Origin of the sequence: Sulfitobacter sp. TCYB15, assembly GCF_040435955.1 — a bacterium.
Lineage (GTDB): Bacteria > Pseudomonadota > Alphaproteobacteria > Rhodobacterales > Rhodobacteraceae > Sulfitobacter > Sulfitobacter pontiacus.
This window is the reverse complement of sequence record NZ_CP159193.1, coordinates 2,622,284-2,639,453: the sequence shown is the minus strand read 5'-3', so window position 1 is coordinate 2,639,453 and position 17,170 is coordinate 2,622,284. Positions and strand designations below refer to the sequence as shown.

Here is a 17,170-nt window from a genome sequence, read left to right as displayed (position 1 = left end):
TTCCGGTAGCGCACAGAATTTCGCGCAGCTCATGTCGAATATGACCCACCGCGTCGAATTTGGATCAGATCAATCGCGCAAAGGGGCGCAGCATCGCGGATAGGGACGGCATGTCGCCGCCCTTCGTCTTTGAACAAAGGTTCAGAACAATGGGTGATAAGCTCGCCAACAAGAAGAAAAAGGCCAAAGCAGACGCACGGCCTGCCAAGCCGATGCCAAGCAGCGTGTCTGACATCAAGGCACCCTTTGCGGCCAAGGGCACCAAACCGGCCAAGTAATTCCGGCCGGTTCCGGTCCATGCGCCGCCCCGTATAAGGGCGGCGTTTTAACGCGGGGCGTCAGCCGTATTCGGCGACCGGCGTACCGGCGATCGCACCGACGTTCAGCAGCCCGCGCGCGGTGATCGACGGAGAGACGATGTGAGCACGGTTGCCCATCCCCATCAGGATCGGCCCAACCTCAAGCCCCCCTCCTTTCATCTTCAGAATGTTGCGCACGCCCGATGCCGCATCCGCATGGGCAAAGACAAGAACATTCGCAGCACCTTCCATCCGGTTCGAGGGCAGCAGACGGCTGCGCAGCTCGGGGTCGAGTGCGGCATCGATGTTCATCTCGCCCTCATAGCAGAAATCGTGGTTGCCCGCATCCAGCAGCCGCAGCGCCGCGCGCAGACGTTTGCCCGACCCTTCGCCCTGATTGCCGAACTGGCTTTGCGAACACAGGGCGATCTTGGGCTCGATGCCGAAACGTTGCACATGGCGCGCGGCACCGATGGCGATCTCGGCGATCTGTTCGGGGGTGGGGTGCAGATGCACCTGCGTATCCGCGATAAACAGCGGCCCATCTTCCAAGATCATCAGCGACAGTGCCCCGTGGGGGCGCCGCCCGTCGCGACCGAGAACCTGTTCAATATAATTCATATGCCAGCGGAATTCCCCGAAGGTGCCGCAGATCAGACTGTCGGCCTCTTCGCGGTGCACCATCACCGCGCCGATGGCGGTGGTATTGGTGCGCATGATGGCGCGCGCGATATCAGGTGACACGCCGCGGCGGGCCATCAGGTTGTGATAGGTCTCCCAATAGTCGCGGTAGCGCGGGTCGTTTTCGGGGTTCACCAGATCCACCGTCTCGCCCAGCTTGATTGTCAGACCAGCCTTTTCGATGCGCCGTTCGATCACCTCGGGGCGGCCGATCAGGATCGGGCGTTCCTTGGTTTCCTCCACCATGGCTTGGGCGGCGCGCAGCACGCGTTCGTCTTCGCCTTCGGCAAAGACGATCCGGCGCGGGGCCACGCGCGCGGCCTCGAACACGGGACGCATCAGCATGGACGACTTGAAGACCGAGCTGTCCAGCTTGTGGCGATAGGCGGCCAGATCCTCGATCGGGCGGGTGGCGACGCCGGTGTCCATCGCGGCTTTCGCGACGGCGGTAGAGACGACCCCGATCAGGCGCGGGTCAAAGGGTTTGGGGATCAGGTAGTCGGGGCCAAAGGTCAACTGTTCGCCCTGATAGGCGGCGGCAGCCTCGGCCGAGGTGGTGGCACGGGCAAGCGCGGCAATCCCGTCGATACAGGCGATCTTCATCTCGTCATTGATGGTGGTTGCCCCCACATCCAGCGCACCGCGGAAGATAAAGGGAAAGCACAATACGTTGTTGACCTGATTGGGAAAATCCGACCGGCCCGTTGCGATAATCGCATCAGGGGCCACCGCACGGGCCAGATCGGGCATGATTTCCGGCGTGGGGTTGGCCAGCGCAAAGATGATCGGCTGCGGTGCCATTTTCTGCACCATTTCGGGGCTCAGGACACCGGGACCAGATAGGCCGAGAAACAGATCAGCGTCATGTATCACATCGGCCAGATCACGCAGGTCGGATTTCTGCGCGTATTCCGATTTGATCGGGTTCATGTCGATCTCGCGGCCCTCGTAGACCAGACCGTGAATGTCACAAAGCCAGACGTTCTCGCGCTTCACGCCAAGTTTCAGCAGCATGTTCAGACAAGCAATGCCCGCCGCGCCGCCGCCTGTGGATACGATCTTGATGTCCTCGAACTTCTTGCCCGCCACGAAAAGCGCGTTCTTCACGGCGGCCCCAACGACAATCGCGGTGCCGTGCTGGTCGTCGTGGAAAACCGGAATGTTCATCCGCTCGCGGCAGATGCGTTCGACGGTAAAGCAATCGGGTGCCTTGATGTCTTCGAGGTTGATCGCGCCGAAGGTCGGCTCTAGCGCGCAGACCAGTTCAGCGAGCTTTTCGGGGTCGTTCTGGTCCAGCTCGATGTCGAAGCAATCGATATTGGCGAATTTCTTGAAAAGGACGGCCTTGCCCTCCATCACCGGTTTGGAGGCCAGCGCGCCGATGTTGCCAAGCCCCAGAACCGCCGTGCCATTGGTCACCACACCCACAAGGTTCGCGCGGGTTGTGTAATGCGCGGCTGTGGTCGGGTCGGCCTTGATCTCAAGGCAGGCTTCGGCCACGCCGGGGGAATAGGCGCGCGCCAGATCGCGGCCGTTCGCCAGTGGTTTGGTCGCGCGCACTTCGAGTTTTCCGGGCTTGGGGAAAGCGTGATAGTCAAGTGCGGCTTGGCGCAGATTGGGCGCATCGGTCATGTTTTGGCGGTCCTTTAAGAGAGTAGTTTAGCGTTAAACTATTTTGCCAGCCGCGCCAACACGACTTTTGGAGCGGGGCGTGTCACCGCCCATGCGGCGCAGATTATGGGGCGGGAAGGGGGCCAGCCCCCATCGTGGCAGGCCACGATTCCCCCGGAGTTTGTCTGGCAAAATGAAGCATGGCATTTTTCCGCTTTTGGCATCGCAACTTTGGCGAAAGGTTTTTATAGTTTTGTGAAACTTGGGGGAATTATGACCAGTGATTTGCGACAGCACGCCATCGCCGTGCAGGAAAATGCCTATGCGCCCTATTCCAACTTCAAGGTGGGGGCCGCGTTGCGTACGGCCTCGGGTGCGGTGTTTGTAGGCTGCAACGTGGAAAACGTCGCCTACCCGGAAGGCACCTGTGCCGAGGCCGGTGCCATCGCCGCCATGATCGCGGCGGGCGAGACGGCTTTTGTAGAGGCTTATGTGATTGCGGGCAGCCCCACGCCCGTCACGCCCTGTGGCGGCTGCCGTCAGAAACTGGCGGAATTCGGTCAGGGGGACGCGCGGGTGACGATGGCGACCTTGTCGGGCGTTGAAGAGGTGATGACCATGGCCGAGCTGTTGCCCGGTGCCTTTGGCCGCGCGCATATGGAGGGCTAAGCCATGGATGCCCGCGCGATCCTGTCCAAACTGCGGCACCGGCGGTCGCTGAACCGAGAAGAGCTTGTCTGGTTCGCGATGGCCCTTGCCGATGGGCGGGTCAGTGATGCGCAGGCGGGGGCCTTTGCGATGGGGGTCTGTCAGGTCGGGCTGAGCGATGTGGGCCGCGTGGCCCTGACGCTTGCCATGCGCGACAGCGGGCGGGTGTTCGACTGGGATCTGAACGGGCCGGTATTGGATAAACATTCGACGGGCGGTGTGGGCGATTGCGTTAGCCTTGTGTTGGCCCCTGCCTTGGCCGCCTGCGGGGCCTATGTGCCGATGATCTCGGGGCGTGGGCTGGGGCATACCGGCGGGACACTGGACAAGCTCGAGGCCATTCCGGGTGTGAATACCACATTGGACGAGGCGCAGTTTCGCGCCGTGGTGGCCAAGGCAGGCTGTGCGATTGTCAGTGCGACCGACGGTATCGCCCCCGCGGACAAGCGGCTTTATGCCGTGCGCGATGTGTCATCGACCGTGGACAGCCTCGATCTGATCACCGCGTCGATCCTGTCGAAGAAGCTGGCGGCGGGGCTGGATGGTTTGGTGTTGGACGTCAAGGTCGGCAGCGGTGCCTTCATGAAAGATTTGGCGCAGGCGCAGGCGCTGGCGACGGCGTTGACCAAGACTGCGAATGCGAGTGGATGCCGGACGACGGCGGTGATTAGCGATATGAGCCAGCCCCTGGTGCCGAGCCTTGGGAACGCGCTGGAAGTGGCCGAGGTGATGCGCGTGCTGACGGGGCACAACAAGGGGCCGATTGTCTCGGTCTGTGCGGCTCTTGGGGGGGTGTTGCTGGCCAATGCAGGGCTGGCGGGCGATGTGCAGGTCGGGGCGGATATGATCGTGCAGGCGATCCGGTCGGGCCGCGCGGCGGAACGCTTTGGCGTGATGATCGCGGCCATGGGCGGGCCTGCGAAGTTTGTCGAAAACTGGACGCGGTTCCTGCCCGAGGCGACGATCATCGGCGAGGTCCCCGCACCGAAAACCGGATATGTGACCGCGATTGATGGGGAGGCGTTGGGCCTTGCCGTCGTCGCTTTGGGCGGCGGGCGCGCGGTCGAGACGGACCAGATCAACCCGGCCGTGGGGATTTCGGATGTCGTCCGCCTAGGCGCGAAAGTATCGTCCAAGGGGCCACTGGCGGTGGTCCATGCCGCCCGCGCCGGTGACGCAGAGCGGGCCGCACAGGCGGTGCGCGGTGCGATCACCATCGGCCCGAAGCCGGTCGCCGTGCCGGATTTGATTGTAGAGAGGGTCGGCTGATGGCGCGTGCTTTTCTGGTTGTGATGGATTCAGTCGGTATCGGCGGTGCCCCCGATGCGGACACCTTCTTTAACGGGCGTGTGCCGGACACCGGCGCGAATACCCTTGGTCATATCGCGCAGGCCTGTGCCGAAGGCCGTGCAGAAGACGGGCGCAGCGGCCCTTTGAACGTGCCGCATATGGCGTCGCTGGGGCTTGGCCCCGCGATTGAACTGGCCAGCGGGCTGCATATCGCAAGCCTTGATGACGCCGTCAGCGGCACATGGGGCGCGGCGACAGAAATTTCGCGCGGCAAGGATACGCCCTCGGGTCATTGGGAATTGGCCGGTTTGCCGGTCCCGTGGGAGTGGCATTACTTTACCGATGTGTCGAAGTCCTTTCCGCCCGCGCTGGTCGCGCAGCTTGCGGCCTTTGCCGGCACGGATGAGATTTTGGGGAATTGCCACGCCCCCGGCACCGCCATTATCGAGGAGTTCGGCGCGCAGCATATCAAGACCGGTTTCCCGATCTGCTATACCTCGGCTGACAGCGTGTTACAGATCGCCGCGCATGAAGAGAGTTTCGGCCTGCAACGGCTGTTGGACCTATGCGAAAACATGGCCCCGATCGCGCATGAGATGAAAGTCGGACGGGTGATCGCGCGTCCCTTCATCGGGGATGCGCAAAGCGGTTTTACCCGCACCACCAACCGTCGTGATTTTGCGATCAAGCCACCCGCGCCGGTGCTGAGCAACTGGGTGCAGGACAGTGGTGCCCGTGTTTATGCCGTTGGAAAGATCGGCGACATTTTTTCGATGACCGGTTTTGACGAGGTGCGCAAAGGGTCTGACGAGACGTTGATGGGCCATCTTGGTGATCTGGTTGAAAGCGCCAAGGACGGCAGTCTGACGTTTGCGAACTTTGTGGAGTTTGACAGTCTTTATGGGCATCGGCGCGATGTGTCGGGCTATGCCCGCGCGCTTGAGTGGTTTGATGCCGAGATTGGTAAGCTGCTGGGGCAACTGCGGGACGGGGATCTGCTGGTGCTGACTGCAGATCACGGGAACGACCCGACATGGGTGGGCACCGACCACACCCGCGAACGGGCTCCGGTTCTGGTGGCAGGGCAGGGCGCTGGCAGCTTGGGGCAGATCGGTTTTCGCGATGTCGCTGGGCTGGTGGCGCGGCATCTTGGGGTTGCGGTGCCCGACTAAACTCTGTTCGGCGGCGTATCGGTCGGGTGGGGGCCAGCCCCCATCGCGGCGGGGCCGCGATCCCCCCGGAGTTTGACTGGCAAAATGAAGCTGGCGAAGATGCGATGGTTGCGGGGCACGGCTTTTCGGGGCATGAGTTCAGCCAAGTAATATGGAGAGCGCCCCGATGTCCGATATCGTTGAACACCTGACCGTCGTTAATCATCCGCTGGTGCAGCACAAGCTGACAATCATGCGGGATAAATCCACATCGACCGCGGCGTTCCGCCAGTTGCTGCGCGAGATCAGCCAGCTTCTGGCCTATGAGGTGACCCGCGGCTTGCCGATGACGACCAAGCGGATCGACACGCCGATGCAGCCGATGGACGCACCTACGCTGGACGGCAAGAAGCTCGCGCTGATCTCTATCCTGCGGGCGGGCAACGGGTTGATGGATGGCGTGCTTGAGCTGATCCCGTCGGCACGGGTAGGCTTTGTTGGCCTGTATCGTGACGAGGAAACGTTGCAGCCGGTGGAATACTATTTCAAGGTGCCCGAGGGTATGGACGACCGTCTGGTGATCGCCGTGGACCCGATGCTCGCCACCGGTAATTCATCCGTGGCTGCGATCGACATGCTGAAGAAAGCCGGTGCGACCAATATCCGCTTCCTGTGTCTGCTGGCGGCCCCCGAAGGCGTGGCCCGCATGAAAGAGGCGCATCCCGATGTGCCGATCGTCACCGCGGCGGTCGACGAGAAGCTGAACGAGCAGGGGTATATCATTCCCGGGCTTGGTGACGCCGGTGACCGGATGTTCGGGACCAAGTAAGGCGCAAAATGGGCGATCCGGTGATCAGGGTGCTTTACTCTGAAACCGGGATCGCGCATGGTTTATTTACTACATTGTGTGGGGGCGCAGATGAAATTTACTAGTATTGTGGCAGTTGCGGCATTGATGACGACGTTTGGGGCAGGTATTTCCCAAGCGCAGAGCTTTCGCGATCAACCGGCGGAATTCCCATCGGCCTCGTATAAGGGCAAGCAATATGTTGACAGCAAAGGCTGTGTGTTTATTCGGGCCGGTATCGACGGCAATGTGACCTGGGTGCCGCGCGTGTCGCGCAAGCGTCAGGGTGTCTGCGGCTTCAAGCCGACCAATGTGCAGACAGCGGCCAGCGCGCCTGCCGGTGGTGCTGATGCGCCGGTGCAGATCACCGTGAACAACGCGCCCGCCGCGGCCAAACAGCCCACGGTTGCGGCACGCCCTCTGCCACAGCGCAAGGCCAAGCCGGTTGTTGTACGCCAGAAAGCACCCAAGCCGGTGCGCCAGCCGGTGCCACGCTCGGTCGACGTGCCGGCCGCACCGCGCGCGCAAGCGCCGGTGGCGGTGGCGCAGGTGCCGACCACCTGTGCCGGACGCTCTGCCATCAGCCAGCAATACTCCGGGTCGCGGACCAAGGGGCTCGCCGTGCGTTGCGGCCCGCAAACCGCGCCGATCCTGCCCTCCACCGCGCAGGTCGGGGCCGTGGCGTCTGCGCCGTCCTATGGGGCAGCCACAGGCAGCGTCACAACCACGGCGAGACCCGCAGCGGCGCATGCGCATACGCGTATCGTGCCGAAACATGTCGCGATTAACCGCCAGAACACCTATGCCAACGTCTCGGTGCCCAAAGGATACCGCCCCGTGTGGGAAGACGACCGTCTGAACCCCAAGCGGGCTGAACAGAACCTTGAGGGGCGGTCCAAGATGTTGTTGATCTGGACCAACACTGTGCCGCGCCGTCTGGTCAACCAAAGCACAGGGCGGGACATGACCGCGCGTTTGCCGCTGGTCTACCCCTATACCTCGGTCGAGCAGCAGCGCCGTGAGTTGGGCGAGGTGAGTTTTGCCAAGCGCAACGGCCAGCTGGTGAAACGTATCGTACGTAACAAGAACGCAGCGCCTGCCGCGCGCAAGCCGGTCTACTCCAGCCGTTCGACCCCCAAGCCAGTCGCCACAGCCCCAGCGACCCCGCGTGCCGCGGGCAAGACCTATGTGCAGATCGGCGTCTATGGGGACAGCGCGAACGCGCAGCGTGCGGCACAACGTATCGCGCGGATGGGTATGGGCGCGCGCATCGGTAAGTCCACCCGCGGCGGCAAGACCTATCTGTCGGTGCAGGCGGGGCCCTTTGGCGCGTCCGCGGCCCCAGCGGCTTTGGGTAAGTTGCGCGGTGCCGGTTACGGGGATGCCTACATCCGCTGACGCAACCGCACGACAGTACAGACAAAAGGCCAGTCGGGGCGATCCGGCTGGCCTTTTGCGTTGAAGGTCGGAGTGTGTATCTCTGCCTTAGCCGCCGCAGATATTTTGCAGCCGTAGCCAGTCGGCATCATTCAGCAGTGGGTCGGTTTCCTTGCCGTTCATCGGATCGCCTTCGATCAGGGGCAGCACCGTCTCTCCGGTGATGTCGCGGGCTTGCGCGTAAGGGGTGCTGTGCAGGCGCTGTTTTTCGAAACGGGCAAGCAGGGCGTCAACGGGCGGTTCCGGCGCGGGTTCGGCCATCAGATGTTCGGCGTAGCGTGTGAGGGCCGCATCCGACACATCGCCGGTGGTCAGCAGGCGGAAGTTTTCGCGGATGCCGATGGTGGCGAGCATATGTTCAAGCGGGTCCGTGACGGCGCGTTTCGCTTGCTCCGCCAGAATATAGCCGCCTGCGATATCGGGGGACTCGTAATCCTCGAACAGGGTCTTGTTCAGCACGATCAGCCCGCCGGGCAGGTGCAGGCTGGGGCGGGTCATGGCGGGCAGCACCACCATCGGATCAGACGACAGCCGCGCGCCGAGCTTTGCCAGCGCCGTGCGCCCGCGGGCGTTGGTACAGGCGGGGCCGGACACCCGTTCGATCTTTTTCAGCAGCGCCGCCCCGATGGAGGCGCGTTTGACCTTGGGCACCACCCGCAGCGTGTGATCTTGTAGCGCGCCCGGCAGCCAGAACAGCGCCACCGCCGCCACCACCAGCGCCGAGGTCAGCACCCCGGCAAACCGCAGCCGCCCCGGGCGGGGGCGACGGCGTTCGACCACGCGGCGCAGGGTTTCGATGGCGTCGATCATCTCTCCCTCGCTGTCGGGGATTTCCAGCGTTTCACTGGGGTCGCCGTCGGGGTGGAAAATCGCAGGGCGGGTGCCAGGGTTTGACCGCGCCAAAGCCGCCAGTGACCAATGGGTCAGCGCCTGATCCTTGAGGTCGGAAATCACCAGTGTCGCATCGCCGATCGACACGATGACCTCGCGACGTTGGGCATCGGGGGCCGAACGCCATAGTCCGGTTGCTTCCAACCGGGCGTATTTGGAAAGGGCTGTCATATCCTGAAGTATAGTGCCTAACTGTTTTGGATAGTTTACCACCTGACACGGGTTGAGCAATGGGTGGACTTAAGACAGCATAGGAGAATTCGAAAGGAGCGTCTCATGCAGATCAAGCCCGCACATCCCGATGATGCCGCCAGACTTGTCGAGATATGGTATCATGGTTGGCATCAGGCCCATGCCGATGTCGTGCCGCCCGCCTTGACCGCCCTGCGCAGTTTCGAAGAGTTCACGATGCGGATGCGTGTGCACCTTAAGCATACGCAGGTGGTCTGGGTCGAAGGGCAGATCGCGGGGTTCTTCATGGTGGACCATGACGAGATCTACCAGTTCTATGTCAGTGAAGCCTTTCAGGGCAGCGGTCTGGCGCAGCAGATGATGGCGGCGACCGAAGCAGAACTGGGACATGGGCTGAAATGGTTGGCCTGTTCGGTTGGCAACACCCGCGCCGCGCGGTTCTATGAGGCCTGCGGTTGGGTGCAGGCAGGCACGATCCCCTACGAGGTCGAAACCGGCGAGGGGCCGTTGCAGATCGACGTCTGGCGGTATGAAAAACGGCTCGGCCCGCAAGAGCAGGCAGAGGCGGTGATCGTCGCCGATCCGGTTGTCACACAGCGCGCGATGTAGACCGCACTAAAGCCTGGCGGCCTGCGCGCGCAGTTCGAATTTCTGGATCTTCCCGGTCGAGGTTTTCGGCAGCTCTTGAAACACCACGCGTTTGGGTACTTTGAACCCCGCAAGCGTGTCGCGCGCAAAGGCGATCAGGGCGGCTTCGTCTCCGCTCCGGCCCGGTTTCAGCTCGACAAAAGCGCAGGGCACTTCGCCCCATTTCTCGTCCGGTTGCGCGACAACGGCGGCGAGGTTCACATCCGGATGGCCCATCAATACGCCTTCGACCTCGACGGACGAGATGTTCTCGCCGCCCGAGATGATGATGTCCTTGGCGCGATCTGCGATCTGCATATGTCCGTTCGGATGCTGCACCGCCAGATCGCCCGAATGGAAATACCCGCCCGCAAAGGCCGCGCGCGTGGCGGCGGGGTTCTTGAAGTATCCCTTCATCACCGAATTGCCGCGGATCATGATCTGTCCCTGTGTGGCAGCGTCCAGCGGGACTTGGGCCATTTCGCTGTCCATGACGGTGATCTCTTCCATCATCGGCATGGCGACGCCCTGACGGGCCTTGATCGCGGCGCGCTCGGCCCCTTGGGCGCTGTCCCATGCGGGATCCCACAGACATTCGGTGACGTGGCCGTAGGTCTCGGTCAGCCCGTAGACCTGCGTGACGTTGAACCCCAAGGCTTCGATCTTGGACAGGGTGGCAGGGGCAGGGGGCGCACCGGCGGTAAAGACCTCCACCTGATGATCAAAGGCGCGGCGTTCCGCTTCCGTCGCGTTCACCACCATGTTCAGCACGATGGGGGCACCGCCAAAATGGGTCACGCCTTCGTCGGCGATGGCGTCATAGATCGCAGCGGCAGTGATGTCGCGGCAGCAGACCAGTGTGCCCCCCAAAAGCGGCATCATCCACGTGTGGTTCCAGCCGTTGCAGTGAAACAGCGGTACGATCTGCATGAACACGGGCCGCATCACCATACGCCAGCTGACCACCGTGCCCATGGTCATCAGATAGGCCCCGCGATGGTGATAGACCACGCCCTTGGGCCGCCCCGTCGTGCCAGAGGTATAGTTGAGCGCAAGGCTTTCCCATTCGTCCTGCGGCATGATCCAGTTGAACGCAGGGTCGCCGGTGGCGATGAAATCATCGTATGTGGTGTGGCGACCCGTTGCCGGAAACCCCGCCGCAGGGTCAGGCACTTCGATCAGCAGCGGCGGCGGGCCGTCGAGCGTTGCACAGGCCGCCTCGGCCAGATCGACGAACTGCGTATCGACCAGCAGCACCCGCGCTTCGCCGTGGTCGAGGATGTAGCACACCGTATCCACATCCAGCCGCGTGTTGATGGTGTTAAGCACGGCGCCGCAGGCGGGCACGCCGAAATGCGCCTCTGCCTGCGCGGGGATATTGGGCAGGATCGTCGCCACAACCTGACCCGGTTCAACCCCCGCGGCCACCAAGGCCGAAGCAAGCTGTGAACAGCGTGCGTGATACTGCGCATAGGTCACCCGATGCGCGCCGTAGATCACCGCCGTCACATCGGCAAAGACATGGGCCGCGCGTTTCAGGTGCGATAGCGGCGTGAGCGGCACGTAATTCGCGGCGCATTTGTCCAACCCGTCTTCGTTCGTCATCCAGCCCATGGCGCACCCTGTCTTTTTTCGCTTTGTCCCGGTTACTATTGCGCAGCATCCCCCGTTTTGGGAAGGATGATAAAAGCAGTGCAGAGGCAGGATATGGGCACGAGCGTAAAGCGGCCAATCACAGATGCGGCGGGGCGGTCATGATCATCAGCCGCGGGCGCAACTACATCTTTGTGCATATCCCCAAGACCGGAGGCACGTCCCTTGCGCTCGCGCTGGAAGCGCGGGCGATGAAGGACGATCTGATGCTGGGCGACACGCCCAAGGCGGTCAAGCGGCGCAAGCGTCTGTCAGGGGCGGCGTCGGCAGGACGGCTTTGGAAACACGCGACCCTCGCCGATATCGAAGGCGTGGTCACCCGCCAAGAGATTGCCCGGATGTTCACCTTTGCGCTTGTGCGTAACCCGTGGGACCGGATGGTCAGCTATTACCATTGGCTGCGCGCGCAGGGGTTCGATCATCCCGTCGTGGGGCTTGCCAAGTCGCTGGCGTTTGACGCCTTCGTGCAGACGCCTACCGTGCAGGGCAGCCTTCTGGCCTCTCCCTATGGGTCATATCTGCGTGACGGGGCGGGCGAGGATCAAAGCAACCTGTTCATCCGGATCGAGCATTTCGCGCAGGACGCGCAGCCGCTGTTTGACCATCTGGGCTTTGATCTGACGTTGCCGCATGCGAATGCGTCTGACCGCGCGGCGGGCTATCGGGACTACTACACCCCCCAAACCCGCGACCTGATCGCCACGACCTGCGCCGAGGATATCGCGCGTTTCGGCTACAGTTTCGACGGCTGAGCGCGCGGGCGGTACATCATCCAGCAAAGCAAAACGGCCAGCAAGAACTGCTGGCCGTTTCCGTTTTCTCTATCGGGCGTTGCCGTCTTAGGCGGCTTTGGCGTCCGGCCCGAAGCGACCATAGAAGGTCTGGTTCTTCTCGGCCATTTCGCGCAGCAGGTCAGGGCATTTGAACCGCTCGCCGAACTGCGCTTCCAGCTGGTCACACCGTTCCGCGGCATAGGGCGTGCCGATGATGTCGAGCCAGCTGAACGGGCCGCCGGACCAAGGCGCAAAGCCCCAGCCAAGGATCGCGCCCACGTCGCCTTCGCGGATGTCTTCCAGCACGCCTTCTTCCAGCGCACGTACCGCTTCGAGCACCTGAACGAACATCAGACGGTCCTGCACATCGCGCAGGTCTGGCTGTTCCTCGGCCAGCGGGAATTTGTCGTGCATCCCCTTCCAATAGCCCTGACGCTTGCCCTTTTCGTCATAGTCAAAGAAGCCCGCGTTCGCCTTGCGGCCCAGACGACCCAGATCTTCCATCCAGAAAATCAGATCATCCGCTTGGCTGGCAGGATAGGCATTGCCCATGGCCGCCTTGGTCGCGCGGGCAATCTTGGCCCCCAGATCGATCGAGGTCTCATCGGTCAGCTGCACCGGCCCCACAGGGAAGCCCAGAAGCTGTGCCGCGTGATCGACCAGTTGCGGTGCAGCCCCTTCGGTGATCATCCGCGCGCCTTCGTTGGCATAGGGGATGATGCAGCGGTTGGCATAGAAGAACCGCGCGTCGTTGACCACGATCGGCGTCTTGCGGATCTGACGCACATAGTCGAGCGATTTGGCCACCGCACGGTCGCCAGTCTCGGCCCCCTTGATGATCTCGACCAGCGCCATTTTCTCGACGGGCGAGAAGAAGTGGATGCCGATGAACTGATCCGCCCGGCTGGAGGCTTTGGCCAGCTCGGTGATCGGCAGGGTCGAGGTGTTGGAGGCAAAGATGCAATCCTCGGGGATCACGGCTTCGACCTTTTTGGTCATCTCGGCCTTGACGGCAGGGTCTTCGAAGACGGCTTCGATGATCAGGTCACAGCCTTTCAGCGCGTCCAGATCGGTGGTTGCAGTGATCAGATCAAGGGCGGCGGCTTTCTTTTCCTCGGTGGATTTCTTGCGCGCGATGCCTTTGTCAAAGAAGCTGGCGGAGTAGGCTTTGCCCTTGTCGGCGGCTTCTTGGGTCTGGTCGATCAACACGACCTCGATCCCGGCTTGCACGGAAACAAGCGTGATGCCCGCACCCATCATGCCAGCCCCCAGAACGCCCAGTTTCTTGACGCGCTGGTCGGCAATGCCTTCGGGACGTACCGCGCCTTTTTCCAGCGCTTCCTTGTTCAGGAACAGCGACCGGATCATGGCAGAGGAGGACGGGTTCAGCAGGATGTTGGTGAACCAGCGCGCCTCGATCTTCAGCGCGGTATCAAACGGCACAAGCGAGCCTTCGTAAACGGCGCTCAGCAGGGCCTTGGCCGCAGGGAAGGCACCTTGGGTCTTGCCGTTGACCATCGCATTGGCCCCGACGAAGGTCATGAAGCCCGCAGGGTGATAGGGGGCACCACCGGGCATCTTGTAGCCCTTGGCGTCCCAGGGTTTCAGAATGTCCGCATCCTTGGCATTCAGCACCCATTCTTTCGCGGCGGCAACCGGATCAGCGACAACTTCGTCGATCAGACCGGCAGATTTCGCGGCAGCAGGGGCAACCATCTTGCCTTCCAGCAAGAAGGGCGATGCGGCCATCGCGCCGAGTTTGCGCGCCAGACGGGTGGTGCCGCCCGCGCCGGGGAAGATACCGACCATGATCTCGGGCAGACCGATACGGGCCTTGGGGTTGTCTGCGACAAAGATGCGGTGCGTGGCCAGCGGCAGTTCAAGCCCGATGCCCGCGGCAGTGCCGGGCAGGGCAGAGGCAATCGGCTTGCCGCCCTTGTTGGTCTTGGCGTCCATGCCCGCGCGTTCGATCTTGCGCAGCAGGGCGTGCATTTTCATCGTGCCGTCAAACAGCCCCTGTGCGGGGTCATCGCCCGCGTCTTCGCGCATCTTGGCGAGCAGGTTCAGGTCCATACCACCGGCAAAGGACCCGTCCTTGCCAGAGGTGATCACGGCCCCCTTGATGGCGTCGTCGGACAGGACCGTTTCGATGATGCTGTCCAGCTCGGACAGGCCCTCGATCGACATGACGTTCATGGATTTTCCGGGCACGTCCCAGGTGATGATGGCGACGCCGTCGGCGTCTGTCTTCATGGTGAAATCGGTCATTTAAATCTCTCCCTGATTTGGAGTGTGTTACGAGCGCTGAGGCGTATAGTCAGCGAATTTTTCAAGCAGTGAGCGGATCAAGGCGATGGTGGCTTCGGGGCCTTTGTCGCAGTCTTCCTCGCTTAGCAGTATCCGTTTGAAGTCCTTAAAGCGCTCGCGGTCATAGCTGTCGCTTGGATCGTTGCGATGCTTGAAGAACAGCGGCGGCGTGGCCTGATACAGGCGCACATATTGCCCCCCGCGTTCTTCTGCGAGCTTAAGGTCCCTCAACCCACGCCGCGCTGCCAGATCGGCCACGGCGTGGAAAGGATGCGGCTGGTCGCCCATCAAACGCGCTCGATGATGGTGGCGGCACCCATGCCGGAGGCGATACAAAGCGTGGCCATCCCGACTTCCTTGTCCGAACGCTCAAGCTCGTCCAGCAGCGTGCCGATGATCATCGCGCCGGTGGCCCCCAAGGGGTGACCCATGGCGATCGACCCGCCGTTCACGTTGACCTTGCTTTCATCAACGTCGAACGCCTGCATGAAGCGCATGACCACGGCGGCAAAGGCCTCGTTGACCTCGAACAGATCGATGTCGTTGATGTTCATGCCATTGTCGGCAAGGATCTTTTCGGTCACAGGAACAGGGCCGGTCAGCATGATGGTCGGGTCGGTCCCGATCTTGGCGGTTGCACGGATGCGCGCGCGTGGCTTGAGACCGTATTTCTCGCCGAATTCCTTGTTCCCGATAAGGACAGCCGCCGCACCGTCCACGATGCCCGAGGAGTTCCCCGCGTGGTGGATGTGGTTGATCTTCTCGAGGTGCGGATATTTCATCAGCGCGACCTTATCAAAACCCGGCATGACCTCGCCCATTTGCTGGAACGCAGGGGTCAGCGACCCAAGCGACTGCATGTCGGTCTGGGGGCGCATGTATTCGTCATGGCTGAGGATCGACAGACCGTTCTGGTCCTTGATCTCGATCACGGATTTATCAAAGCGCCCTTCGTCCCAGGCTTTCTTGGCACGCTGCTGCGACTGCATCGCCAGCTTGTCTGCCTCGTCACGCGTAAAGCCGTATTCGGTCGCGATGATGTCAGCCGAGATGCCCTGCGGCACGAAATACCGCTCCATCGCGAGCGAAGGGTCAACGGCAATCGCAGCACCGTCGCTGCCCATGGCCACGCGGCCCATCATTTCAACGCCACCGGCGATATAGCCCATGCCCGCGCCGCCGCGCACTTGGTTGGCGGCAAGGTTCACAGCTTCCATGCCAGAGGCGCAGAAACGGTTGATGGCAAGGCCGGGGATGCGTTCATCCAGATCAGATGCGAGCACGGCAGAGCGCGCCAGACAGCCGCCCTGTTCCATCACCTGGGTCACGTTCCCCCAGATCACGTCCTCGACGGCGTGGCCTTCAAGGTTGTTGCGCTCTTTCATCGCATTGAGCGTCAGCGCGGACAGGCGCAACGAAGTCAGCTCGTGCAGGGCGCCGTCTTTGCGACCCTTGCCACGCGGGGTGCGCAGGGCGTCGTAGATATATGCTTCGGTCATGTGGTGTCTCCCTTTGGGTCAGGCGCGGTCAGCAGGGCTGCCGGGCATCAGGTCGTAGGGGGCTTTCCAGCCCGGTGTGTCGCTCAGACGCGTGAGCCACGCGTCGATATGGGGCCAGTCCTTGCGGACAAAGCCGAAAGGCTCGGGGTAATACAGATAGCCGCAGCAACTCAGATCGGCGTTGGTGATCCCGTCGCCGACAATCCAGTCGCGGCCGTTCAGATGGTCGTTCAGCACGGCATAGGCAGCAGACAAACGCCCCTGCATAAAGCCGATGACTTCTTTGGGCTGCTTGTCTTCGGGCAGGAAGTTCATCAAAAAACGCGTCATACCGGCGTTCGAGCTGAGCTTGTGGTTGTCCCACAGCACCCACCGCAGGATCTCTCGGCGCTCTTCGGGATTGCCCCCGCCGAATTTGCCGGATTGCTCCGAGACATAATCCTGGATCACGCCGGATTGGGTCAGACGGATGTCACCATCAATCATCACTGGCGCTTCGCCCATGTTATTGATCGTCGTGCGGTAATCCTGCGTGCGGGTTTCGCCGCCGAAGAAATCAACTTTCACCGGCTCCCAGTCGAGCCCCGACAGCTGCAGCGCAAGCGCCGCCTTATAGGCGTTTCCGCTTTCGCCGAAGCAATGCAGTTTGATGGTCATCTGAACCCTCCCTCAAGTCCTGTGTGTCGATGGTCGTCCCGTGGGGGGTTCACACCCCCACACCCCCGTGGAGTTTATCCGGCAAAATGAAGATGCGCGGGTTTGCGTTAATCAGTTACTAATCATCCTGTCGTATTCAACCCCCGCGCGGCAGGCTGGAGAGCTGAGCCGCGTGCAAAGTGAAGCCCTGCTCTGGTCGTGCGGGTCGCAGGATCAGGGCAGGGTGTTTGCGCTTCATTTTGCCCCTTAAACTCTCCCCGAAGGGTCGGGTTCGGCAGGGCGTTCGGGGTGTGGTGGTGTGCTACCTCTTTCGTCCGTCCAGTTCCGCGTTGAACAGCCGCAGTCGCGCGGTCAGGTTCTCTTCGTCGATCACGCTGTTGAAGTTCTCGAAGAGAAACGACAGCGCTTCGCCTTCATCCAATCCGGCCTCTGCCGCGAATTTCTTCAGGCGGCGGTAGCCGTCTTCGGTCATGGCGACAGGGAAGCGGCGGGTCAGGCGGAAACGTTTGGGCATCGGGCGTCCTTTCAGTCAGCATCGGGGTGGGGG

At 62.1% G+C, this 17,170-nt stretch carries 16 protein-coding genes; 8 read left to right on the top strand and 8 right to left on the bottom strand.

What is annotated here, in order from left to right:
* The first annotated feature begins 149 nt into the window (after positions 1–149).
* Positions 150–278 carry a hypothetical protein gene (locus ABM428_RS12655; protein ID WP_005849481.1) on the top strand — a complete coding sequence of 43 codons (129 nt, stop codon included), beginning with the start codon at positions 150–152 and terminating at the stop codon, positions 276–278.
* A gap of 60 nt (positions 279–338) precedes the next feature.
* Here ABM428_RS12655 and ABM428_RS12650 read toward each other — a convergent pair whose 3' ends face one another.
* Positions 339–2,612 (bottom strand): NADP-dependent malic enzyme, encoded by a 2,274-nt coding sequence (locus ABM428_RS12650; protein WP_005849479.1) that lies wholly within the window; start codon positions 2,610–2,612, stop codon positions 339–341.
* Positions 2,613–2,864: 252 nt separating this feature from the next.
* Between ABM428_RS12650 and ABM428_RS12645 the strand changes: the two genes are divergently transcribed.
* From ABM428_RS12645 to ABM428_RS12625, 5 genes are all read left to right on the top strand, one after another.
* Positions 2,865–3,260: a cytidine deaminase gene (locus tag ABM428_RS12645; RefSeq protein ID WP_132997742.1), complete on the top strand. Its 396-nt coding sequence runs from the start codon at positions 2,865–2,867 to the stop codon at positions 3,258–3,260.
* Positions 3,261–3,263: 3 nt separating this feature from the next.
* Positions 3,264–4,568, top strand: a complete 1,305-nt coding sequence (locus tag ABM428_RS12640; protein WP_037966163.1) for a thymidine phosphorylase — start codon at positions 3,264–3,266, stop codon at positions 4,566–4,568.
* A complete protein-coding gene (locus ABM428_RS12635) occupies positions 4,568–5,761 on the top strand; it encodes a phosphopentomutase (protein WP_353627991.1) in 1,194 nt (397 codons plus the stop codon). Before ABM428_RS12640 ends, ABM428_RS12635 begins: the two co-directional genes overlap by 1 nt.
* 166 nt (positions 5,762–5,927) lie before the next feature.
* The gene (upp, locus tag ABM428_RS12630) at positions 5,928–6,569 is read left to right on the top strand and encodes a uracil phosphoribosyltransferase (RefSeq protein WP_005849474.1); all 642 of its coding nucleotides are present in this window, start codon (positions 5,928–5,930) and stop codon (positions 6,567–6,569) included.
* Positions 6,570–6,659: 90 nt separating this feature from the next.
* On the top strand, positions 6,660–7,985 hold the full coding sequence (locus ABM428_RS12625; protein WP_340269481.1) for an SPOR domain-containing protein: 1,326 nt from the start codon (positions 6,660–6,662) through the stop codon (positions 7,983–7,985).
* Positions 7,986–8,072: 87 nt separating this feature from the next.
* On the opposite strand, the gene ABM428_RS12620 is transcribed toward ABM428_RS12625, so the two are convergent.
* Positions 8,073–9,086, bottom strand: coding sequence for a hypothetical protein (locus tag ABM428_RS12620; RefSeq protein ID WP_037966171.1), 1,014 nt, complete (start codon positions 9,084–9,086; stop codon positions 8,073–8,075).
* Between the two features lie 105 nt (positions 9,087–9,191).
* Here ABM428_RS12620 and ABM428_RS12615 point away from each other — a divergent pair, with 105 nt between their 5' ends.
* On the top strand, positions 9,192–9,716 hold the full coding sequence (locus ABM428_RS12615; RefSeq protein ID WP_037944731.1) for a GNAT family N-acetyltransferase: 525 nt from the start codon (positions 9,192–9,194) through the stop codon (positions 9,714–9,716).
* 6 nt (positions 9,717–9,722) lie between these two features.
* Here ABM428_RS12615 and ABM428_RS12610 read toward each other — a convergent pair whose 3' ends face one another.
* Entirely contained in the window at positions 9,723–11,348 is a 1,626-nt protein-coding gene (locus ABM428_RS12610; protein ID WP_132997739.1) for an AMP-binding protein, read from the bottom strand.
* 140 nt (positions 11,349–11,488) lie between these two features.
* On the opposite strand from ABM428_RS12610, the gene ABM428_RS12605 reads away from it, so the two are divergent.
* Positions 11,489–12,139, top strand: coding sequence for a sulfotransferase family 2 domain-containing protein (locus ABM428_RS12605; protein ID WP_132997738.1), 651 nt, complete (start codon positions 11,489–11,491; stop codon positions 12,137–12,139).
* Positions 12,140–12,226: 87 nt separating this feature from the next.
* Here ABM428_RS12605 and ABM428_RS12600 read toward each other — a convergent pair whose 3' ends face one another.
* The 5 genes from ABM428_RS12600 to ABM428_RS12580 all read right to left on the bottom strand — a co-directional run bounded on the left by ABM428_RS12600 (position 12,227) and on the right by ABM428_RS12580 (position 17,137).
* On the bottom strand, positions 12,227–14,428 hold the full coding sequence (locus ABM428_RS12600) for a 3-hydroxyacyl-CoA dehydrogenase NAD-binding domain-containing protein (protein WP_353627990.1): 2,202 nt from the start codon (positions 14,426–14,428) through the stop codon (positions 12,227–12,229).
* A 27-nt stretch (positions 14,429–14,455) separates the two neighbouring features.
* A complete protein-coding gene (locus tag ABM428_RS12595) occupies positions 14,456–14,755 on the bottom strand; it encodes an acetyl-CoA acetyltransferase (RefSeq protein ID WP_005849467.1) in 300 nt (99 codons plus the stop codon).
* Positions 14,755–15,966 (bottom strand): acetyl-CoA C-acetyltransferase, encoded by a 1,212-nt coding sequence (locus ABM428_RS12590; RefSeq protein WP_353627989.1) that lies wholly within the window; start codon positions 15,964–15,966, stop codon positions 14,755–14,757. The genes ABM428_RS12595 and ABM428_RS12590 overlap by 1 nt, the downstream gene beginning before the upstream one ends.
* Positions 15,967–15,984: 18 nt before the next feature.
* On the bottom strand, positions 15,985–16,623 hold the full coding sequence (locus tag ABM428_RS12585) for a glutathione S-transferase family protein (RefSeq protein WP_074634677.1): 639 nt from the start codon (positions 16,621–16,623) through the stop codon (positions 15,985–15,987).
* Between the two features lie 301 nt (positions 16,624–16,924).
* The gene (locus ABM428_RS12580) at positions 16,925–17,137 is read right to left on the bottom strand and encodes a hypothetical protein (RefSeq protein WP_005849464.1); all 213 of its coding nucleotides are present in this window, start codon (positions 17,135–17,137) and stop codon (positions 16,925–16,927) included.
* Positions 17,138–17,170 lie beyond the last annotated feature (33 nt).

Bases quoted from the DNA above. Each gene is read 5' to 3' on its own strand.
- ABM428_RS12655 (WP_005849481.1), top strand. From the start codon at position 150: ATGGGTGATAAGCTCGCCAACAAGAAGAAAAAGGCCAAAGCAGACGCA.
- ABM428_RS12650 (WP_005849479.1), bottom strand. From the start codon at position 2,612: ATGACCGATGCGCCCAATCTGCGCCAAGCCGCACTTGACTATCACGCT.
- ABM428_RS12645 (WP_132997742.1), top strand. From the start codon at position 2,865: ATGACCAGTGATTTGCGACAGCACGCCATCGCCGTGCAGGAAAATGCC.
- ABM428_RS12640 (WP_037966163.1), top strand. From the start codon at position 3,264: ATGGATGCCCGCGCGATCCTGTCCAAACTGCGGCACCGGCGGTCGCTG.
- ABM428_RS12635 (WP_353627991.1), top strand. From the start codon at position 4,568: ATGGCGCGTGCTTTTCTGGTTGTGATGGATTCAGTCGGTATCGGCGGT.
- upp (WP_005849474.1), top strand. From the start codon at position 5,928: ATGTCCGATATCGTTGAACACCTGACCGTCGTTAATCATCCGCTGGTG.
- ABM428_RS12625 (WP_340269481.1), top strand. From the start codon at position 6,660: ATGAAATTTACTAGTATTGTGGCAGTTGCGGCATTGATGACGACGTTT.
- ABM428_RS12620 (WP_037966171.1), bottom strand. From the start codon at position 9,086: ATGACAGCCCTTTCCAAATACGCCCGGTTGGAAGCAACCGGACTATGG.
- ABM428_RS12615 (WP_037944731.1), top strand. From the start codon at position 9,192: ATGCAGATCAAGCCCGCACATCCCGATGATGCCGCCAGACTTGTCGAG.
- ABM428_RS12610 (WP_132997739.1), bottom strand. From the start codon at position 11,348: ATGGGCTGGATGACGAACGAAGACGGGTTGGACAAATGCGCCGCGAAT.
- ABM428_RS12605 (WP_132997738.1), top strand. From the start codon at position 11,489: ATGATCATCAGCCGCGGGCGCAACTACATCTTTGTGCATATCCCCAAG.
- ABM428_RS12600 (WP_353627990.1), bottom strand. From the start codon at position 14,428: ATGACCGATTTCACCATGAAGACAGACGCCGACGGCGTCGCCATCATC.
- ABM428_RS12595 (WP_005849467.1), bottom strand. From the start codon at position 14,755: ATGGGCGACCAGCCGCATCCTTTCCACGCCGTGGCCGATCTGGCAGCG.
- ABM428_RS12590 (WP_353627989.1), bottom strand. From the start codon at position 15,966: ATGACCGAAGCATATATCTACGACGCCCTGCGCACCCCGCGTGGCAAG.
- ABM428_RS12585 (WP_074634677.1), bottom strand. From the start codon at position 16,623: ATGACCATCAAACTGCATTGCTTCGGCGAAAGCGGAAACGCCTATAAG.
- ABM428_RS12580 (WP_005849464.1), bottom strand. From the start codon at position 17,137: ATGCCCAAACGTTTCCGCCTGACCCGCCGCTTCCCTGTCGCCATGACC.